General features: G+C 47.4%; 26 protein-coding genes. 3 read left to right on the forward strand and 23 right to left on the reverse strand.

Annotation, left to right across the window (positions count from 1 at the left end):
• Nucleotides 1-14: 14 nt before the first annotated feature.
• From LG202_RS04425 to LG202_RS04445, 5 genes are all read right to left on the reverse strand, one after another.
• On the reverse strand, nucleotides 15-359 hold the full coding sequence (locus tag LG202_RS04425) for a hypothetical protein (protein WP_230347201.1): 345 nt from the start codon (nucleotides 357-359) through the stop codon (nucleotides 15-17).
• Nucleotides 360-365: 6 nt separating this feature from the next.
• On the reverse strand, nucleotides 366-548 hold the full coding sequence (locus LG202_RS04430) for a major capsid protein (RefSeq protein WP_230347202.1): 183 nt from the start codon (nucleotides 546-548) through the stop codon (nucleotides 366-368).
• A 41-nt stretch (nucleotides 549-589) separates the two neighbouring features.
• The gene (locus tag LG202_RS04435) at nucleotides 590-751 is read right to left on the reverse strand and encodes a hypothetical protein (RefSeq protein ID WP_230347203.1); all 162 of its coding nucleotides are present in this window, start codon (nucleotides 749-751) and stop codon (nucleotides 590-592) included.
• A 1-nt stretch (nucleotide 752) separates the two neighbouring features.
• Nucleotides 753-1727, reverse strand: a complete 975-nt coding sequence (locus LG202_RS04440) for a phage/plasmid replication domain-containing protein (protein WP_230347204.1) — start codon at nucleotides 1725-1727, stop codon at nucleotides 753-755.
• A 108-nt stretch (nucleotides 1728-1835) separates the two neighbouring features.
• Entirely contained in the window at nucleotides 1836-2150 is a 315-nt protein-coding gene (locus tag LG202_RS04445) for a hypothetical protein (RefSeq protein ID WP_230347205.1), read from the reverse strand.
• Between the two features lie 123 nt (nucleotides 2151-2273).
• Here LG202_RS04445 and LG202_RS04450 point away from each other — a divergent pair, with 123 nt between their 5' ends.
• Entirely contained in the window at nucleotides 2274-2681 is a 408-nt protein-coding gene (locus LG202_RS04450) for a helix-turn-helix domain-containing protein (RefSeq protein WP_230347206.1), read from the forward strand.
• A 19-nt stretch (nucleotides 2682-2700) separates the two neighbouring features.
• Here the strand turns inward: LG202_RS04450 and LG202_RS04455 are convergent, their stop codons facing one another.
• From LG202_RS04455 to LG202_RS04495, 9 genes are all read right to left on the reverse strand, one after another.
• Nucleotides 2701-3132 (reverse strand): hypothetical protein, encoded by a 432-nt coding sequence (locus tag LG202_RS04455; protein WP_230347207.1) that lies wholly within the window; start codon nucleotides 3130-3132, stop codon nucleotides 2701-2703.
• Nucleotides 3133-3358: 226 nt separating this feature from the next.
• Nucleotides 3359-4135: a hypothetical protein gene (locus LG202_RS04460; RefSeq protein ID WP_230347208.1), complete on the reverse strand. Its 777-nt coding sequence runs from the start codon at nucleotides 4133-4135 to the stop codon at nucleotides 3359-3361.
• A 61-nt stretch (nucleotides 4136-4196) separates the two neighbouring features.
• Nucleotides 4197-5240 (reverse strand): zonular occludens toxin domain-containing protein, encoded by a 1044-nt coding sequence (locus LG202_RS04465; RefSeq protein WP_230347209.1) that lies wholly within the window; start codon nucleotides 5238-5240, stop codon nucleotides 4197-4199.
• The gene (locus LG202_RS04470) at nucleotides 5237-5518 is read right to left on the reverse strand and encodes a DUF2523 domain-containing protein (protein WP_230347210.1); all 282 of its coding nucleotides are present in this window, start codon (nucleotides 5516-5518) and stop codon (nucleotides 5237-5239) included. Before LG202_RS04470 ends, LG202_RS04465 begins: the two co-directional genes overlap by 4 nt.
• The gene (locus LG202_RS04475; protein WP_230347211.1) at nucleotides 5515-6822 is read right to left on the reverse strand and encodes a virulence factor TspB C-terminal domain-related protein; all 1308 of its coding nucleotides are present in this window, start codon (nucleotides 6820-6822) and stop codon (nucleotides 5515-5517) included. Before LG202_RS04475 ends, LG202_RS04470 begins: the two co-directional genes overlap by 4 nt.
• Nucleotides 6823-6889: 67 nt before the next feature.
• Nucleotides 6890-7126, reverse strand: a complete 237-nt coding sequence (locus LG202_RS04480; RefSeq protein ID WP_230347212.1) for a hypothetical protein — start codon at nucleotides 7124-7126, stop codon at nucleotides 6890-6892.
• 57 nt (nucleotides 7127-7183) lie between these two features.
• Nucleotides 7184-7384, reverse strand: a complete 201-nt coding sequence (locus LG202_RS04485; protein ID WP_230347213.1) for a major capsid protein — start codon at nucleotides 7382-7384, stop codon at nucleotides 7184-7186.
• 247 nt (nucleotides 7385-7631) lie between these two features.
• A complete protein-coding gene (locus LG202_RS04490; RefSeq protein WP_230347214.1) occupies nucleotides 7632-8528 on the reverse strand; it encodes a rolling circle replication-associated protein in 897 nt (298 codons plus the stop codon).
• Between the two features lie 72 nt (nucleotides 8529-8600).
• Nucleotides 8601-8876, reverse strand: coding sequence for a hypothetical protein (locus LG202_RS04495; protein ID WP_230347215.1), 276 nt, complete (start codon nucleotides 8874-8876; stop codon nucleotides 8601-8603).
• Nucleotides 8877-9051: 175 nt separating this feature from the next.
• Here LG202_RS04495 and LG202_RS04500 point away from each other — a divergent pair, with 175 nt between their 5' ends.
• Nucleotides 9052-9546 carry a hypothetical protein gene (locus LG202_RS04500; RefSeq protein WP_230347216.1) on the forward strand — a complete coding sequence of 165 codons (495 nt, stop codon included), beginning with the start codon at nucleotides 9052-9054 and terminating at the stop codon, nucleotides 9544-9546.
• Nucleotides 9547-9876: 330 nt separating this feature from the next.
• On the opposite strand, the gene LG202_RS04505 is transcribed toward LG202_RS04500, so the two are convergent.
• The 7 genes from LG202_RS04505 to LG202_RS04535 all read right to left on the reverse strand — a co-directional run bounded on the left by LG202_RS04505 (nucleotide 9877) and on the right by LG202_RS04535 (nucleotide 14957).
• Complete coding sequence (locus LG202_RS04505) at nucleotides 9877-11058, reverse strand: zonular occludens toxin domain-containing protein (RefSeq protein WP_230347217.1); 1182 nt, start codon at nucleotides 11056-11058, stop codon at nucleotides 9877-9879.
• A complete protein-coding gene (locus LG202_RS04510; RefSeq protein WP_230347218.1) occupies nucleotides 11055-11378 on the reverse strand; it encodes a DUF2523 domain-containing protein in 324 nt (107 codons plus the stop codon). Before LG202_RS04510 ends, LG202_RS04505 begins: the two co-directional genes overlap by 4 nt.
• Complete coding sequence (locus tag LG202_RS04515) at nucleotides 11378-12856, reverse strand: virulence factor TspB C-terminal domain-related protein (RefSeq protein ID WP_230347219.1); 1479 nt, start codon at nucleotides 12854-12856, stop codon at nucleotides 11378-11380. Before LG202_RS04515 ends, LG202_RS04510 begins: the two co-directional genes overlap by 1 nt.
• A 104-nt stretch (nucleotides 12857-12960) precedes the next feature.
• Nucleotides 12961-13170, reverse strand: a complete 210-nt coding sequence (locus LG202_RS04520; protein WP_230347220.1) for a major capsid protein — start codon at nucleotides 13168-13170, stop codon at nucleotides 12961-12963.
• 234 nt (nucleotides 13171-13404) lie between these two features.
• Nucleotides 13405-13554, reverse strand: coding sequence for a hypothetical protein (locus tag LG202_RS04525; protein ID WP_230347221.1), 150 nt, complete (start codon nucleotides 13552-13554; stop codon nucleotides 13405-13407).
• Complete coding sequence (locus LG202_RS04530; RefSeq protein ID WP_230347222.1) at nucleotides 13554-14663, reverse strand: phage/plasmid replication domain-containing protein; 1110 nt, start codon at nucleotides 14661-14663, stop codon at nucleotides 13554-13556. The genes LG202_RS04525 and LG202_RS04530 overlap by 1 nt, the downstream gene beginning before the upstream one ends.
• Nucleotides 14664-14957, reverse strand: a complete 294-nt coding sequence (locus LG202_RS04535; protein ID WP_230347223.1) for a G5P family DNA-binding protein — start codon at nucleotides 14955-14957, stop codon at nucleotides 14664-14666.
• Between the two features lie 122 nt (nucleotides 14958-15079).
• On the opposite strand from LG202_RS04535, the gene LG202_RS04540 reads away from it, so the two are divergent.
• Complete coding sequence (locus LG202_RS04540; protein ID WP_230347224.1) at nucleotides 15080-15463, forward strand: helix-turn-helix domain-containing protein; 384 nt, start codon at nucleotides 15080-15082, stop codon at nucleotides 15461-15463.
• Between the two features lie 463 nt (nucleotides 15464-15926).
• Here the strand turns inward: LG202_RS04540 and LG202_RS04545 are convergent, their stop codons facing one another.
• Entirely contained in the window at nucleotides 15927-16445 is a 519-nt protein-coding gene (locus tag LG202_RS04545; protein WP_230347225.1) for a hypothetical protein, read from the reverse strand.
• A 290-nt stretch (nucleotides 16446-16735) separates the two neighbouring features.
• Nucleotides 16736-18628 (reverse strand): SurA N-terminal domain-containing protein, encoded by a 1893-nt coding sequence (locus tag LG202_RS04550; protein ID WP_230347226.1) that lies wholly within the window; start codon nucleotides 18626-18628, stop codon nucleotides 16736-16738.
• Nucleotides 18629-18648 lie beyond the last annotated feature (20 nt).

Genomic DNA, 18648 nt, shown 5'->3' on the forward strand with positions numbered 1-18648 from the left:
AAGCGGTGTCATGGTCAGTTCCTGTATGGCCTGATGGCGCGTAAACACCACATCAACACCATGGTGGTAGCGACTACGCCGCCTAGTTCCAATCCGTGCATGAATTGCGCATATGGGTATGCGTCTTCATCGCAGGTATTGAATACCGGGTAGGTAGGTTGGGTCTGGTAGGTGATGGTGCGGTTGCCAGAGAGGTCCATGGTGGACTTCTGGAATATCCATTGGCCTGACACGAGCTGGTATTCGTACATGGTCAGGCCGTTGATGTCCTGGAACAGGATTGGGTTATGGCTACCGTAGAAAGCGTCCAGCGCCTGCTGTTGCGTGGCGTGGCAGAATCCCTTGTAGTCATAACCCATGATGGCTTAGGCCTTGCGCTTGAGCCAGAACACGACGCCTACGACCACGGCCATGCCGAGCAGCAGGTAACCCAGTTCCTGGCCATCTGCCTGGGCAGCGGCCACACTGGTGCCGATATTCTCAGGCAGCGCAGCAAACGCGGACATTGGGGCCAGGGCAACAACTACACTTCCGATTTTTTTCAACATTTTGATTCTCCAAGTTAATGCCAGTGGGCGACTGGCGGCGCTTACAGGCCGCTGATGAAGGCGAGAGCGCCCCCGATCAGCAGGCCAATAACCAGGGCCGCGAGGTTGTTGCGAGCGCGGCGGTTGCGTTTGGTGTCACGGTGGATCTGTACCTGGTCACGATCTGACACCAAATAGGGGTTGCTGCCTGGGTGGTAGTACATGTCAGGCCACCTTTTGGCGGTAGGCGTCGAGCTCGTGGACCAGGATGGTCCTGACGCGCTGGGTCAGGTTCATGACGTTGCATGGTGAGCTGATGTCCACGCCGTATTCCAGGAGCGCAGCGCGAACCCGGTAATAGGCGCTCTTGCTCATGTAGGTCTTGGGGTCTACGCCATCGCGCCACATGATGGCGTGTTGGCGGAGGCGGGTAGGGATGTCAGTCCAGGTCTCGACGGTGGCGTTTTCCGCGAATGCCTGGCTTGCGAACTTGCCATAGACGATTTTTTCCATGTCGTTCTTCCAGTTGATCAGTTTGTTGAGGCCTTTTTGTCTGAGGTACTCGCTGCCTAACTGCACCTCGAAGCGGGCAGTAGTGGCCTTGGGGTGGGGCGTGCGCAGCCCTCCGAGTTCGGCGAGCTTGTCGTAGAGCTTGGCTTTCCAGTACTGGCCGCGCTTGGTGTCATAGCCCCAGGTCGGGCCGTACTTGCCTATGCGGGCGACACGTTGGCCGATGCGACGGGAGGCCAGTTGGTTGGAGAGTTGCAGGTATTCGTCGGTGTGGAAGTTGGCGGCGAGGTCAACGCGGGTGAGGTAGGTGCCGTATTCGCCGATGGTGCCATCACGGACGGTGGTGCCGAGGAAACGCAGGTCTGCGCCGGGCAGGAATGCGCGGATGAAGGTGGCTGCCTTGTCGAAGCATTGTTGCAGGGTGTGGCCTTGCAGGTTGTTGGCTTCGCGGAATCGGCCGATGTTGCCCTGGAACCAGATGTGCTTGCCATCGCATTTGATGCGGATGGAGGTGTCGGAGCTGGAGCACTTGATCTGTTCCCATTGCTGGATTTCGTTTTCGATGACGCCATTGCGGTCGATTTTGAGTATTTTGCCTGCTTCCAGGACAGGGTTTTCCGTGTAGGGCTGGAAGTCATGACGGAATGAAAGCCAGTCGCAAATGACGCTGTTGAATTTCATGTCGTGCATGTGTGTTTTTCTCCCCATTTTTCCCACTTCTGGGAATTACTTGCAGTGGTACTAGCACTGCAAGTTTTTTCCGTTGTACGTTCGTCCAATATTTTGGTGTTTTTTTGACTAGAGCGTTTCGACGAAAGTCAGGGTGTTGGTGACGTACAAATTGCCGTTGTAGCGACGGCCATATCCGCTGATGACGACCTTGGCGCGGATAACGTCGCCTTCGCGGCAGAATGGACGCTGGGAGGCGGGCTGCGATATCTGGATGGAGCCGGGCGCGGTGTACTCGTCGCGGGCCTTGAGCTGGACGGTGAAATAGGTCCAGTCGCTCTCCTGGGGTTGTTCGATGCGCTGCACGCGCCCTTCTACAATCGCTTCCAGGAGGCCGATCTTGCCGGATGGAAGGGGTGAGACGTTGGTTTGTGGGTCTGCCATTTTTCAGTTCCTTAGGTAGTTGTACTACCGAGGTTGGTAGTATGTGTGCCTTTATACTTACAACCTTGGAATATTGTCAACCTATTTTTCAGGTGTATGATGCTGACAACCGTAGGAGCAAAAATGAGACAGATTGAATATTTCGATGAATGTAAGAAAAAGCTTGGGATTACAAGCAACTATGCGCTTGCCAAAGCTTTGGATTTATCGGAATCCCGCGTTAGTGATTATTACAAGGGCCGACACACGCCTGATAATTACGCCTGTTTCAAAATAGCTGAGACGCTAGAAATTGATCCTGCTGTAGTGATTGCTGAAATTAGCGCCGAGAATGAAAAGAACGAGAAAAAGCGAGAATTCTTCAAGGTTTTTCGTGGTGCCTGTGGGAAAGCCGCCGCAGGTATCATCCTGGGTCTGGCCTTAAGTTTTTCCTTGCTGAACGTGCCAGGGGATGGCGCGGTAAATCTTAACGGCAGCCTGGTTGCCGTGACGGCAGCAGCCCTTTTTTATTATCGCCGTTACTTCGCATAATGTATATTATGTTAAATCATCAGGTAATGAGATTATCGTCCTGGCTATTAAAATTGAGCCTCATCTGGGGATTGGGATTGTCAATCACCTCTTGCAGACGCCGGCTGCTAACGATGCTGAGTTCACAGTAATACCTACATATCGCATTCACTAGCTCCACCTCATATCCCATTTCCACCAAACGCAGCTTTTCCTTAAAGACATATCTGTAATAACGCCTACGCTTTACCCTTGAGTGTCGCTCGACACGAATCACCCAATACAAGTGTCTTAGCTTTGTTGCCCAATCCGGCACATCTACATGCTCCGTCTGTTTTGGTTGATAACTCATAAAGCGATTTTTCTTGTTATTGATACGTCCCGGGCAGATTGCGACAGCCGTGATTCGTTGCTCGGTTGCAATGTGTCCGTAATATAAATCTAGCGGACGCGCTTCGCGCCTCCTCGTCATTCTTCCTCGTCGTTGCCTTGCGCAGCCGATAAAAAACCCTTGATAGGATACCTATCGAGGGTTTTAGTGGTATCGGCTAAAAATGTATCTCTTTCTAGTCTACAGGGCGCGTTAAAACGGTTGGTTTAGTACTGTGATATCAACGCACGCGGAAAAAAGGCTTTAAGCACTGGAAACGCCGCTGGTCTATATGGGGACTTAAAGCAGTCCCCATACCCCTGCAAATTTAACCACTAATGAAATCTCGTATCTTTCTCCAGCTTTTAATTAATGCAACGCCAGGCAGTTGAGCTACTAACCCATAAGAAAATGAAATTAAGCCAATTAAAAAATGAGAATCTATAGAGGTAACAAAAGGTAAAAGTATTAAACCTGACAAACACCCCATCATCCCTGCATGATTAGTTGGAATTCCCAAAATCGTAGCTGAAGGTTCCTTGTATTCAAGCCGAACACCTTTTGCGTTGATAGACATGTATATATAAGGATGACCTACGTGATCATTATTTGTAGAGTTTAAATAACCAAATTTAATTGTCTGCCCACGGTTAATAACAGGTATTAAATAACACCTTTGAGATCTGTACGTTTGAATTTGATAGTCAGTAGGTGGCTCACCCTTATCCAAAGACAATAACTCTTTAAACTCTTGAGTATATTGAACAATATCAGGAGTGTTTTGGATATGTGTCTGCTCGGAAAATAGTTTAGTTGTATTGGTATAAATTTTTACAGTTATATTTTCATAATCTTTGGCACTGCGATTTGTTAACTCAAGAGTAGATAAATATAAATTAGGTACAGCGTTACCATTAAAAGTTACCAGAACTTCACCAAAAACAGTGTCATTCGCACTCATCCCAACCGTATTATGAGTTGTGTAATACGTAAATAAACCACGCCGATTTAAAATAACTTGAAGAAACCAAGATAATACCGCCCCTACAATTAAACTTATGAAGCTGGCATATATCGGATCTTTTAATATTGAATAAAACTCCATTTAACACTCCCCGCTAATTATTATGATGAATAATTTTTGCAGGTATATCTTACACTTTAATCTAGATAGACTCTCCATTCTCTTTATCTTTGATAGATGCTTGGACAGGCATCCCTCGACCAGCCCAACGGTGTTCGATACCTGATCTGCAAGCAGTTTCAGGCACATCCAGACGTTCGCCTTCATCGCCATAGCAACGGCATTCACCTTTGAAATCAACGCAGGCCGCAATAGCAGGCCATGCAACAGACGAATCAACCAAACGTAGAGATTTGGTGATCACAACAGGTTCTGACGGTTGGACGCCCTCTTGTTCTTGAAGCTTAGCTTTCTCAGCCTCGACTTGTTCCGGTGACATAGCAGTCACGGTTTGGGTAATGGCTGGGATTAGTTGGTCCTGGACGATTTCCGCGGATTCTTTTTCCTTGAATATGCCCATTTTTCCCATGACGCGATTCACAGACAGGTAGCCCATGATCGGGATGATGATCAGCATGGCAATAAACACCTTAAACATCATCGGTGTCTTGTGCTTGATCTTGGTATGGATGCTGGCAGATTCGTAGAGCGGGAATACATCTTTTGGGATGGTGTACCGGGTAATCACTGCAGTGGATATGGCTGACTTGGTGGACGGGTTTTCCTGCCATTCTGGCCACTCATTCAATGTGCGACCATTCCACGTGCTACGTATATGAATATGCTTGGTGACCAGCGCCCTAACGGTCTTATGAATCAAATGCGGGTATTGCGTCATGATGACGAAATCAAGGCCGTGATGGCGATGTTCACATAGATATTCTATGTATTGCTCCATCGTGGTCCCGCCGGGCTTCCAGCTTTTCTGCACCTCATCGACCACGATCAATGAGCCCTCTTGGAAATTCTTCAATAATTGAACTTCATCCTCATCATCGGGGTTTTTCTTGGGTTCCAGCTCATGCCAGCGCTCGAGGTCTTTACGGCTGATCTGGATAGCGGGTAATGTCAGCTTGGGTATACCGCAGTAGTAAACCACCCTCTTTTCCACTTCTGGCCTGATGTAGTGCCACACCACATGCGAGGTTTTACCGTTGCCGGGCTGGCCTGTAATCAGGGTAATCATTTAGGAATCACCCCCATCTTGGACATGCTCAACAGAGTAACGCGAAAGGCCAGAGCGCCAGCGATCATACCCATGGCCTCCCCTACTCCACCAAGCCCAACAAAGGCAGCAATATAGCCACCCAGCCCAGCATAGGCATTTTGCGCATAGGAAATAGCGGTTTGCATGGCAGTGGCTACCCCTGCATAGGAAATCACACCAACACCAATGGCTGACAACATGCGCTTGGCAATGGCCCCGGCGGAATTGGTGAAGAACGTACCTAATAGGAATTTCATTCTTTCACAGCCCCCACGATGATAAATGCCGAAGCTAGCGCGGCAATAATGAGAACTACAGGACGTAGCATAGTCAGTCCATCGCAAACGGTATGCACCGGAATAACGAGAGATTTACCAAGCACAGATACCGCAGGATCACCGGGACAAGAGCCGCCTCCCCATGAGTCATAAGTGAAGGTGTCAGGGACTTCATACGTCTCTAAATCCGTGTCTTGGACATTGTCGGTTTCAATATCCTCGGGGTCTTTATCGGTCTGATCTTCATTATTTGGCAACGTGGTCTCGGAAACGGTCGTTGTCGTCGTGTTGTTGGTAATGTTCGTTTCAGTAACAGTGGTAGTTTCAGTCACGTTAACGGTAGTAGGACCAGACGGTGTGATCGTGACTGTTGTGTCCGTGGTTTTAGTGCCTATGGGCTCACCCGTACCATTCCTAATAGTTTCAGTAGTGGAGCCAGCCGGGCCGGGAACGGTTTTAGGATCAATGGTCGGCGTATCAACAGGGACAGGCTCACCGCCATCCAGAATGTCGGGTATTAAACCGGGATCATGAAGGCCCGGATTATCAGGAACAGTATCCCAATCGCCGGGCACAACAGGCCGATATTTAGGACCATCATCAGTTTTACGACAAACAGTACCATCAAGCCAATATCCAGATGCACATCCGGTGGTTCTTGCAATATTTTGGACAATGGTTGATGGATTGCTTTGATAAGCACAACCACCATAACCAAAAGCGCCACCTGGCCTAAAAACATATCCACCAGTGGCGACAGGCGGCGGGTAATTAGCTTCAGCATACTTGCAAACCAACTCAGGTGTAGGCTGCAGCCTACTTGGTTGTTGCATTTCAGTATTACAACACCAATAGCCATAAGGGGGCGTTTCACTAGGATAATCTGGATCGGGTTCTTCGACTTTTTCCCAAGTATTAGAACCGTCACGGGCAGGGCAAATGGTTTCCAGACTGCATAACGCATCAGCGATTGTGAAAGCAACACCCACAGGGCCAAGACGCTTAGCCAGATTAACAATCGGGCCACCTAGCTTATTCAGACTAACAGGAGTTTTCTGATTGATAGTGACAGGTAGGCGACCCTTGCTTGTGGGGACGTTAATATCTCGCGGATTGTTTTCCATACCGGGCCAAGCCACGCGAGGAGATTCACGCTCATTGCCGGGGAAATACCAAAGTTGATCACCCACGGGCCGGATATATTGCGGCGTGCCAATTTCAATAGTGGCAGCTTGAGCATTTGCCCCGATCAGGAGCAAGGGAATCAGGGCTAGGAATTTCATCTTGTCAGTACCATGGCGGCGATAATGAGGGTAGCAACGATGGCTTGTGCGTATAGGTCAATAGGCATTATTTGATTGGCCTCTTGAGGATAGACATGCACCAAGCAGCAATGATGACGCCTACACACAACCAAGCCAGTTGCATGGCATCGGCATATTGCGGGACACATTCAATCAGAGGCGGGGTTACGTCGATCTGGCGACTAAATGCACCATCGCTTGTGATGATGGAATAGCCGGTTTGCGTGGGTGTGCAGGTGATGGCCTTGCCATCGTTGGTGCTAACAGGACATGAAGCAGCCATATGTTGATATAGCTGCTCCACTTCTCCAAAACACAGATTGTGATGGAGGTATGCCATTTACTTGATTGGACGACGCATCCAAGCGAAGGCAGCAATACCGACCACAACCGCCAGAATCAAACCACCAATAGTGCCGACATCTTCAACGGCGGTTGTAATGGTGCTGGTCACAGAAGCCGGGACTTCTGCCATTGCTTGCATGGAAGTGAAGCCAATCAAGGCCAAGAAGGTTGCAAATAGTGCTTTCAATGCTTTCATTTTGAATACTCCTTGTGAATGCCAGTGTGCGACTGGTGGCGCTCTCCCCTACTCGGGTTGATCGGTAAAAATCTGGCTTAAAATTGCTACCAAAACGACTAAACAAAATGTCCAAAGACAGAAGAAAAACACTATCTCAGGCATGCCTAATTCAAAATCAGGGGCGGGAATCATGCGGCCCCTAATACCAGCAATCCGCCAATGACAAGGCCAATAGCCAGAGACGAGATATTGATAATCAGCCTTTTCATATGAAGCCCCTTAAAATCAATACGTCTGTTTCGCGATTCCAGAGCTGGTAATCGTCGACACGAATTCCCATCAAGTCAGCAATTCCAACAACTTGCTGCATTGCTTTTAAGAAGGTGCCTTCTTTATGGATGGCTGCAAATGCGCCAAGGTACTGTCGAGTGATCTTTGGTGCTGGAATGCCTCTACTTGCCTTGTAACGACGCTGACCTAGCTGATCATCGTGTTCAAAAGTCTTAGCAATATATTTAGAGAGATAAGCCGCAAGCTGGAATGCTGTATAAACAGGCGTATTACCAGACCAGCGCTTTTTCTGGAAACGTAGGTCAACTTGCCCTTTTGTATTCGCCCCGGTATCAGTGGCATTTCCGCCAATCGCTTCATACCAGCAGGCGCGAAGATAAGGTAAATCTTGAAAACCAACGCAGGCCACATGCATATGTAGCGCCCCACGCTCTTGATATTCTTTGACGGCAACATAAAGCCAATTGGGATATTTGCGTCTTACCAGACGAATAAATCTAGTAAAGTCAGCATTGAGTACGTCTGTATCTTCAACATTTTCACGGTATGTGAGTGTGAGCAGGTGATCAGCTCCAATTGACTGTATTAGCTCCCTCACCTTCTTTTTGGCACGTCTAGCAGCACGTAGACGGTTTTCTGCATCTTTGGCGGCTTGCTCTTCTTCGGTCAATTCTGGCTTGTATGGCACACCACGGAGGCCGTCAGAACGGGCTTTCCGGAGTTCTTCCATAAAGTTGACCTTACGCATGACCATATCAATGATGCCAGTGGCATATTCCTTAATAGTGAGCTGATAATCAGGACAGCCCAAATCCTCATATGTTGGATAATCAGTTTCAAAAACAATGTCTTGTGATAAACTTAGTTCCATGTTTAGCGAACCTCAGATTCGTTAAATTAGAAACCCCGGAAGGTTTGCCGACTTTCCGGGGTTTTGTTTTTTTTAAGCTTGCGCCCTTTGGGCTGGGGTTACTGCTTTCAGATTGCTCAAAGCGAATTCAACAGCGCCACGATCAGCAGCGCGAGGAGCCAACTCCCCCATATACATACCAGGCTGCAAAGCCTCTAGAGCTTCTTTTTCGCCATATACAGAATGATTGCCTGCGATTTGATCAACGAAGACTTGCAAAATGCGGCGGTTCCACGGTTGACCACTACGATTTTGACCAGAGGTAATTTCACCAACAGCAAGAACTTGCAATTTCACTTGAGTAGCCATTTTTTAATTCCCTTTTCGTGATGTTTATTTAGCCTCTAATGGTGGTAGCTCCTAGCCCGAGGCCATTTAGCTGGAGTGTCAATTATTGATTGACACTATGTCATGTATTAACTGACATTGTCAATAGATAACTGACATGACAATATGACGTCAATTAAAAACTGACGAGAATGCTATGGAAGCTCCAGCTAGATACATCGAAACCCCCGCTAAATTCTTAGATGAAGTAAAAGCAATAACGGGCAGCGACAATCAAACAGCCATTACATTAGGAGTGACTAGGCAGACAGTTTCAGCTTGGAGATATGGACACGCACTACCAAGCAATACACACCTCTTAAAGATGTGTTGGATTGCGGGAAAAGATTTTGTTAGGGCTGTAACAATTTTTGAAATGCAAAGAGACTCAGCTACTGGCGACCCAGACCTATGGGAACAATTCCATGAAGATGGTGGTAGCGATTATTTACAAGAAAGAATCAATGGGAAATTTGAAAACACCAAACTAGGTGATATCAAATGGAAAAAAGCAGGATTTGCAACACTACCATTAATGGCGACACTAAGCTCAATTTCAGGACTGACATTGATGACTACGTCATCACTACCCTACGAAGCCCTTGCAGCAGGCCTCGCATGCGTCAGCAGTGTATATTATGTAAAATCATAAGGGCATTTCTTTACAGCCTACGGCAAAGGCTGAAATGGAAAATGGAACAAAAATGTTCCCTACTTTACGTGTAACTGGCACGTAAAGTTTTTTGGAGCCGTCAGCTAACTTGCACCAGATCGCAAACTTCAAAAACACAAAAGCCCCAATCGGGGCTTTTTTCTTGTCTACAGGGCGCGATATAACGATCGGCTTGATACTCAGGTATCAATTCTCGCGTTAAACGCCTCTACGGGCTTGGAAGTCGTCGGTCTACATGGTGGGCTAACGCGCCCCCCATACCCCTGCACACAGTCATTGCAGCGCCGCCTACGGCTGTCGCAGCAATGCCTATGAGCTGGCTTCTTTATATGCCCAAGGGCTTTGTTGCATGCGTTGGCGCGTAATGGCGCTAGGCTTCGGCGTTTCATCCGCTGGCGCTTGTTGCTGGACTTGCACAGGCTGAGCCGCTGGCTTTTCAGCATCAAGCCTATCCATTGATCGCTGATGATCATCTGCTACGCGCTGGCGTTCTGCCGCCTGCCTTTCAGCCACTTCTTGCTTGCGCTGGGTTTCCGCTACGCTTTGACCTGGGTCAAAGTCGATGAAGAACCCCTTTGCGATGATCTGACGGCACAGATGCTCATCCGTGTTGAGTTCTGTTCCTTGCTGGGTGTAACACTTGCATTGCCCCCTGAAATCGACGCAAGCAGCGTTAATTGGGGCCGTCACTGGCTTGGTGATTTCATCATAGGCAGGTTTTGTATGTGGCAAGCCGGGTACGCGCTCGACCTGTTTTGCGTACCAGTCCAGTTGTGGCAGTGGCTGGGCTTGCGCAACGGTCTGAACTTGTTGCGCTTGCTGGGCTTGCGCTTCTTTTTCGGCTTGTTCAGCCGCTACTTGCGCATCAGCATCGGCGCCTATATTCAGAATGACATATAAGCCCCCTGCTATCGCGCTGATTAAAATCAACGGCAGCAGGATGATGAGGAATAACCGGGCCGGGAGGCGTTTTTTTACAGTGTGAAGGTCCGCGGACTTATACCAGCCGAATACCTCTTTGGGATATGGAAACACCTTCTGCATACTGCCCTTAGTGTTCTTATCTACGTTGTCCCTGACTTGTGGGAATTCATGGATAACGGACTTCTGGAAACCATAAAAGCGATTCACATGGTAATGGCGACCAACCAGCCGCCGCAGATTACCATCAAGCAACATAGGATGCTGGGTAATGATGAAGAGATCATGGCCATCATGGCGATGCACTTCGAGCTGGCTTACATGCTTAGGCACATTAGCGCCGTTAGCTCGTGGACGGAATGTCGATTGCGCCTCATCAATCACGATGATTGCGCCCTTGGGACATTCCGTCCAATCCTCAGCTTTTTCCATTTTCTGCCAATCGAGTGACAGTTCAGGAATGCCGTGATAGAACACCAGGCGATGCTCTCTATCAGCCAATTCCTTGACTGTCTTGAGGGTAAACAGGCTTTTACCGGAGCCCGGCAAACCAGTGATTAGGGTGATCATTGTTTAATTTCCAGCTTGGTAAATTGACCGTTTGTTACACCCTTTAAGATCAGCCGCACCATGAAGGCGCTTGATATGACATTCAAGCATTTATCGACTTTAAGCACGCCGAGCATGCCGACCATCTCCGGAGGCAAGCTACCGAGATTGACTTTGATACCGGTTAAAATCTGTTGAATGACAACATCAAGGCCTTGATACATGGCCCAGCCGATACCCATTGCTGTCAGGAATTTGACAATGCCTTCCATCAACCCCTTGGAAAAACCCCCTACTATTGCCGCGACTAGCCACGCGGCTGGCGTACCGAAGATGCCCATTACCATATCCCCACGATTCTCAATGCCCACAGATAGGATGCAGCCAGCAAGGCAAAACCGAGCATTTCAAACAGGCTGCACAGCTTGGATAACGGGAGCGTGAAAGCCGCGCCCATTATGTTGACAGTGAGATCAGACCAGCACTGAGCGCTGAACTGATATTCACCTGATTCCTTAATTTCATTGGCGAGGTTGATAGTGCGTTTTGAATCGCCTTCCTTATTCATCCAGTTTTGAACATCTTCATCTTGTTCACCCATCAAGATGCGCCTGCCCTCTTCTGCTGCTGGGTTAAATTGCTTTAATTCAGCAAGATCGTCACAACGGCTTTGATGAATCTTTTTAGCAATAGCACACTGCACACCATCACCAGAGCAAAGGAAGCCTGATTCACAACTACCCCGGAAGTCACCACCACCAGAACCACCATTGCCAGTGCCTGTTGATTTACAAGTACTGCTGGTTGCATTGTTCTTACAGTATTCGCCCATGCCGGTTGTGGTCGTCGTGGTGCTGCCATCCGGGTTAGTCGTTTCCTCTTTGACCGTAGGTTCACCACCATTGGGATTCGGGATTACTGTGACTGTTGGCGATGGCGTGACGGTTTTTGTGGGGTCTGGATTAGGGTTTTCAGGAGTGGGTTTAGGTTTGTCTTCTTTGATAGTTGGTGCTGGCTTGGTCTGCACCGGCAATGTGCCAGGCGTACCTTTGGGCATGCAGCGATCAACACCATTGACTTGACCCCATGAGCCGCCCGACTTCATACAGTCACAAGCAGGACAAGGGCCACGGTCAGCGGGCGGGGTTTTTGTAGGGGAATTATCCGGTGAGCAGCTTTCGCCCTGATCGATATAGTCACCCGGCAACACGTAGCTGCACACGCCGATCGTGCCAGCACCACCAATGGAACAATCCATTTCAGGCGCACCGCCACCATTAGTTAAATGCGCATAGCAGCCACGGATGCAAGCCAATGGTGGCAATGCACCATCTCCATCGGTATCCGCAAAAGGACCTGATTCCAGAATACGGCCTTGCTGACAATTGACAGGCGGGCCACAGGAACCATCAGGTTTCCGAACCTCAGGAGGAACACAGGCAGGGACAGTGCAATAGTATTTTTTGTTATTGCCAGAATTCCAAGTGGTGTTATCACATGACCACTGACGATTCACCGTAAAACTAGCATCAACATTTAATTGATTCTTGACTAGGCATAAATAGGTCTCGTTATTAACAGCTTGTATGCCGGTATAGGCATAGGTCTTATGGGCAGTAGGAGCTGAGGCATTCTGATTATCGGCATGAGTTGAACCATAGGAATCACAAGCGAGTTGGGCAGTGACATGAAAGCCCGCATTTGACCCCGAAACATTCACTGACCAGCGATATTTAGCCTCGATTTGTTCAGTTGCAGCTTGAGCAATACCAACAACTAAAAAGAGAATTGCAACGATCACGCGTTGAACAATATCCATAGCGCCCCCAGTATCCCCAACATCACAATCCAGCCATCCATACAGCCCCCAGAATAAAAAAGGCCTTGAGGGCTTTACGCTCAAGGCCGATTGGTCTTTTAACCTTAACGAGCGATGAGGCCGAAGACTTTCTTAGTGCCCCATACGCTCAGGACTGCAACACCAATGGCTGTTACAGCAGCCACGCCAGTACCGATGACGGTCACAACAGCAGACACGTCAATTTCAGCACGAGCTGGGATGCTCAACAGGCCAACAGGTGCGGCTACTGCCAAACCGGTTACAAATTGCTTTGCTTTTTGAAACTTATTCATTTGATTCTCCAATCTTTGATGATAGTTGTTGATTTAGCACTCGGAAAACGAATGCCACCGCCCAAATTGTCCCTATTGCGATGGACAATTGAACCCCTTGCGCAGCCGACAGGTGATACATGTCGAACTGCAATTCAGTAGGACTCACCACGAGCATGCTGCAAGTGGTGTAGTCGCTTGGTTGTGGTGCTTGCACTTGATAAGTGCCAGAACCTAGATCAATGAGGCATTGCATTACGCAACCGCCCATAAAAATCTTGATAAAGAAAAGATCAATAAAATGATGGAGCTAAAGAACAGGCCAAGGAACAAGGCAACGAATAAAGGCATTGCGTCATCAAGTAGATCATTGGCTTGCTTAATAAATAGCTTGGTTTTTTCCATCACGCAGCCCTCAATTCAGGCTTAATTTGGCTATTCCAGTACCATGAAGGCTCAACAGCAGCCTTCAATTCGATAACTTGAACTTGGGTGGCAAGTCGAACGGCGTTGGATGGTTGCTTGATGTCGATGCCATAGCCTAGTAGCTGTTTGCGCCATCTGGCGCGTGTTTGTCGGGTGACTGTGGTATCACCCCATACATCAATACCGGAACGCCAATCTCTGGCGATTCTGCCTATATTGCCAGGAATGTCTTCTAGTGGTGTGCGGACTGCTTGACCGCGCTTTAATACGTCACTGAACCTTCTATAAATCACGTTTTCCATGGTCGGCACCTCTTCATGTTCTTCATCCCAAACGACCCACTCATTGTGTTTCCAGTCGTTGATGTGTCTTAAGCCGTTCTGTGTCAGATAGCGGGATTTCAAGCTGATTTCATGGCGCACTATTCCGCTTTCGCGCGCCCATTCTGTTACTTCGGGTGATACGTCATTGCCGAGGGATTCGGCCTTGATATACATCTTGGAATACCAGTACTTAGAGCCTTCATTCCACGTTACGCCGTTTTCACCGTACTGCTTGGCACTGGCTCGGCGGCCTGAATCTTGTCCAGCGAAGTAGTGGATAAGGCGGACAGCGTTCTTGTGCGAACCTGCTGCATAGTTTTTGGTGAGATCGACCCGCGTAATGATGCAGCCGTTTGGTATATAACTATCGCCTCTCGTTGGGATGTTTCGCTCATGAGTGAACGGAGGGAGGCCCAAGATTTCGAGAATCGCATTAGCCCGTTCAATACAAGCGCAGACGCTATAACCAAACACGTTATCAGGCCTGCCCCAGCGCCCGATATTCCCATCGAAGCTAACCCTGTTTCCATCACATTTCACCCTTATTTTGGTGCCATAACTGCCTTCGTAGTCGAAGTGTTTTTGCGTTGTCCACTCGATCTGTGAGGCATCAAAAATCATCCGATACTCGCCCGTTTCCGGGTCGATGAATTTCTTAACTGCATCGGCCTCGAATTGGGCGACACACCCGTTATTGATGACGGGTAAGCCGCCCCCTGCGTGGTCTTGATAGCAGCTAAGCCAGTCGCAGAACGCGAAAGACATTTAAGCCGCCGCTGACACTTTGGCTTGGAGAGGTAGCAGGACTAAGCGCCCTAATGACAGGCGACCAAAGTCACCGACATAAAGGCTAGCAGGGGAAATTTGATAATTGCCTACGGGGTAAGGGGCTTGTCCATCTTCTAGGGTGATGGTGATGCGCTCGGGGTAAGCATTAAGATTACCATTGCGGCTATGTGTATGAGCCCATGCGGTTTGACTACGCATAGTCCAATCACGACCATTTCTGTTACCGCTCCGAGTCTCTACGGTCTGGTCCTTAATTTCAATCTTGATCATTTCTCGGTTCCTTTATTGAACTAAAAGAGGACGATTTGTCCTATGCGAATCATGAAGGACAATTTGTCCTCTTGTCAAGGAAAAAATGGCGTAAAATGCAACAAACAAAAGGAGCACCTAAAATGAGCACTGCCGACCTATTTGAAGAAGCAAAAATAGCCAAGAAAGCAAAGACTTGGGACGATCTTGCGGATGAAATCGGGATTACAGGGAGGGAGCTTAGGTTCTATCGCAAGGGAGAACGGGTGCCAGACGTGTACACCTGTTTTAAATTGGCTGAAATTCTTAACAAGTCACAAGCGGAAGTGCTTGCGGCTTTTCATGCGGAAAAAGAGAAAAACGAAAGTAAGAGGTTGTATTTTAAGCGTTTTTTTTCGACTGCGGCCCTGTGGATTATTCTGGTAGGTCTATCGGGCAGCTTCACAACTTTCTCAGAGAACGCGCACGCCCATGGCACTGGCGAAAAAGTCGTTCAAAATCATAGCGTTACCTGTGTGTTATGTTAAATAATCAGGTAATGAGATTATCGTCCTGGCTATTAAAATTGAACCTCATCTGGGGATTGGGATTATCGATCACCTCTTGCAGACGCCGGCTGCTAACGATGCTCAATTCGCAGTAATACCTATATATCGCATTTACTAGTTCCACTTCATATCCCATTTCCACCAAACGCAGCTTTTCCTTAAACACATATCTAGTGTCTTAACTTTGTTGCCCAATCTGGAACATCTACATGGTGCGTCTTTTTTGGCGTGTAACTCATTTCTAGGAGCGATTTTGTTGTTGTTGCCGATACCTTACCCTTAAGACACCTTTTTAAATGCGTCATGAAACGGGCGAATCTTGGCTTGTTTGCGGTTAGCTGCCAGATTGGCAGGCATGAGACGATGTTTGTCTATAGGACGCGTTGGAAACGCAAGGACGTCGGTCTACATGGGGGCTTAAGGCAGCCCCCATACCCCAGCATCATCTAAATAATCGCTTTATCCGCACTATAAGTTTTTTGGATAAGCTTTCAGAGCGAGGGAAAATTCTTAAGCTATCTTTTAGATCTATGAATAAAGGCTCCGAAACTCTAAAAATTATTCGTCTTGAATCCAAAAAGAATTTCCTCTTCTGAGCATATTCAGCATCAGTTTTTTCCAGATCCTCATATTCAGAGTAGCAACTAACAAATCCCATCAAGAGTTTGGATAACTGATCCAATCTCTCAACAATCTCATCCGTAAAATAGATGTCTGCTAACTGACACTGATAAAAAAAAGTAGTGATTGCGTCATCTGCCTCACTAAAGCTTTTTGCCAGAGCTACATCTGTAACTGTTTGTTTCATTTCTTTATAAAGGTCATAACGCTTTTCATGGATAGCTATTGCATTCTGCCGCCTAGTTTCTTCCAAAGCATAATTTGAACGCTTATAAGCCAACAAAGAAAATACTAAGCCAACCCCTGTAAGTATTAAAGAATATATATCTTTCGTTTCCATTTATCCCTCCCTAGCCAGAGGATAAATACAAATAAGTAATAATGCAAAAGCCCCGAAAGGGGCCTTATATTCAATTCAGGTGGATCCGTAGATCTCGCGGCAAGTGATAATGCTTGGTCTGCGGACTGTATACCGCCTGCGGGATCTGCCCTCTTCTAATCATCTGCATGATCGTGGAGTTCTTCAGGTTGCGCTGCCGGCAGAAGGTGTGCAGCCTGATGTGAAGTATTTGTAAAATAAAAAAGGCTCTAAAAGAGCCTTTTTTATTAGATTTAGATAAAGTCCAAAAGTTAAGGATTTGCCTGATCTGATTTAAGCAATTGATTATTCACTGTGATTTTGCTTTTTTGTTTAAGTGAATTAATGTATGCATGCCTGTATTCTGCCGCCAGTGCAGTTTGTAATTGTGTTTTTGCAGCACGTTGCTCTTCGTCGCTTTCGACTGCAAATTTCACGGCAGTAACTTTAGTTAATAGATATCCATTGCGATCAGAAACACCGTTATAAGCTGGTAGCTTTGAGGCATCTGCCTTAAATGCAGTTGATACAGATAAGTCAGTTAAGCTTTGTGGATTACGGCGATCAACAGTGACAGCCTCTGTCCAGCTTAATGATGGAGTTTTGCCAGCACGTAAATCGGCAAGAGCTGTTTCACCCTTTTCCTTTGCTAGCTTGGAGGCTTTTTCTTGCTTTAAGAAGTCCTCTATGCCAGTCTTCACCTCTTCAAAAGAACGTGCCGCTGCGGGTTTATATTCTGCAACCCTAGCAGATATCAGATTATTTGGCGAAACCTCCACCGCTTCAGTATTGCGCTTTTCTTTCAATACTTCGTCACTGAAAACAGCATCCATCAACTTATCATTTTTAAAGAATTTTGCACCATCAGCTCGGCTTAACCACCCACTGTTTTGAACCTGCAAACCAAATTCCTTGGCAACAGGCTCTAAGCTGTCAGCCTGTTCATACACCATGTTACTGAAGTTCTCTGCTTGCTCAGAAAATTTGGCCAAAGCTTTTTGATACATCAGCTCAGCACGAATTTGACCTTGAGTGCTTTCAAAAGATTGAGCATTACCGTGTATTTCGGTCAGTTTAATGATGTGGTAACCAAAATCAGTTTCTACTAAGTCGCTGATCGTGCCAGGCTTCATTGAGAATACTGCATCCTCAAAAGGCTTCACCATGGCACCAGGACCAAACAAGCCTAAATCTCCCCCTTTGTCTTTTGAACCTGGGTCTTGCGAGTATTGATGTGCCAACTGTTCAAATTGCTCGGGATTTTTTTTCACCAATGCCAAAACTTCCTGGGCTTTTTGCTTGGCTTTTTGTTTTGCATCTGGCGATGGGCTGACTCCAAAGCTGATTAAAATATGGCTGGCACGACGCTGCTCATCACCTTGGAACTGGGCGGCATTCTGAGCGTAATAATCTCGTGCTTCCTGATCAGTCACTTGCTGACTAGCAATTAACGCATTGGCTGAAAGTAGCACGAACTCAAGCTTAACTTGTTCAGGCACCTTGAATTTCTCTTGGTGCTCTTTGTAATAAGCCTTCACTTCATCGTCAGTAACCTTGACCTGGGAAATATAGTCCGCTGTCTTGAACTCAGCAACGCTTACCTCGCGTGACTGATGTTCAATTTTGATGGCATTGTTAGCAACACCATTCGGCACAAAAGCTAATGCAGATAGTCCTTCACGTGCTTGCATTGTCAGTAGATCACCACGTACTTCATTTTCAAATTGGGACGGAGTGCGACGGCGATCTGCCAAGAATTGATCGTATAACTCTTGTGAAAACTTACCGTCCTGATGGAAAGATTCTTCTCGCGTAATGTAATTGGAAAGTTGCTCATCACTGACAATGAAATTTGCGCGCTTAACTTCAGCTGCCAATAATTTCCCTTCGACCAAATGATCAATCACGGCCTGTTTCAATTCAGGACCGTCAATCACCGCCTGGTCAACCTTCCCTTCACTTTGAAGACGATTGCGAAGGTTCTGCAAGGCATTGCTGTACTCTTGTACGGTAATAGAGTCCTTCCCTACTTTGGCCACCGCAACATTTGAGCCGGCATCGCGCAAATAACTATCAACGCCGACAAGCGCAAATGGGATAGTAATGGCTGCCAGAATGGCTTTGGCTAACCATCCTTTGGATCGATCACGAATTGCTTCCAACATAACAATGTGCCTTCTTTATT

Source organism: Methylobacillus methanolivorans, from assembly GCF_054588515.1.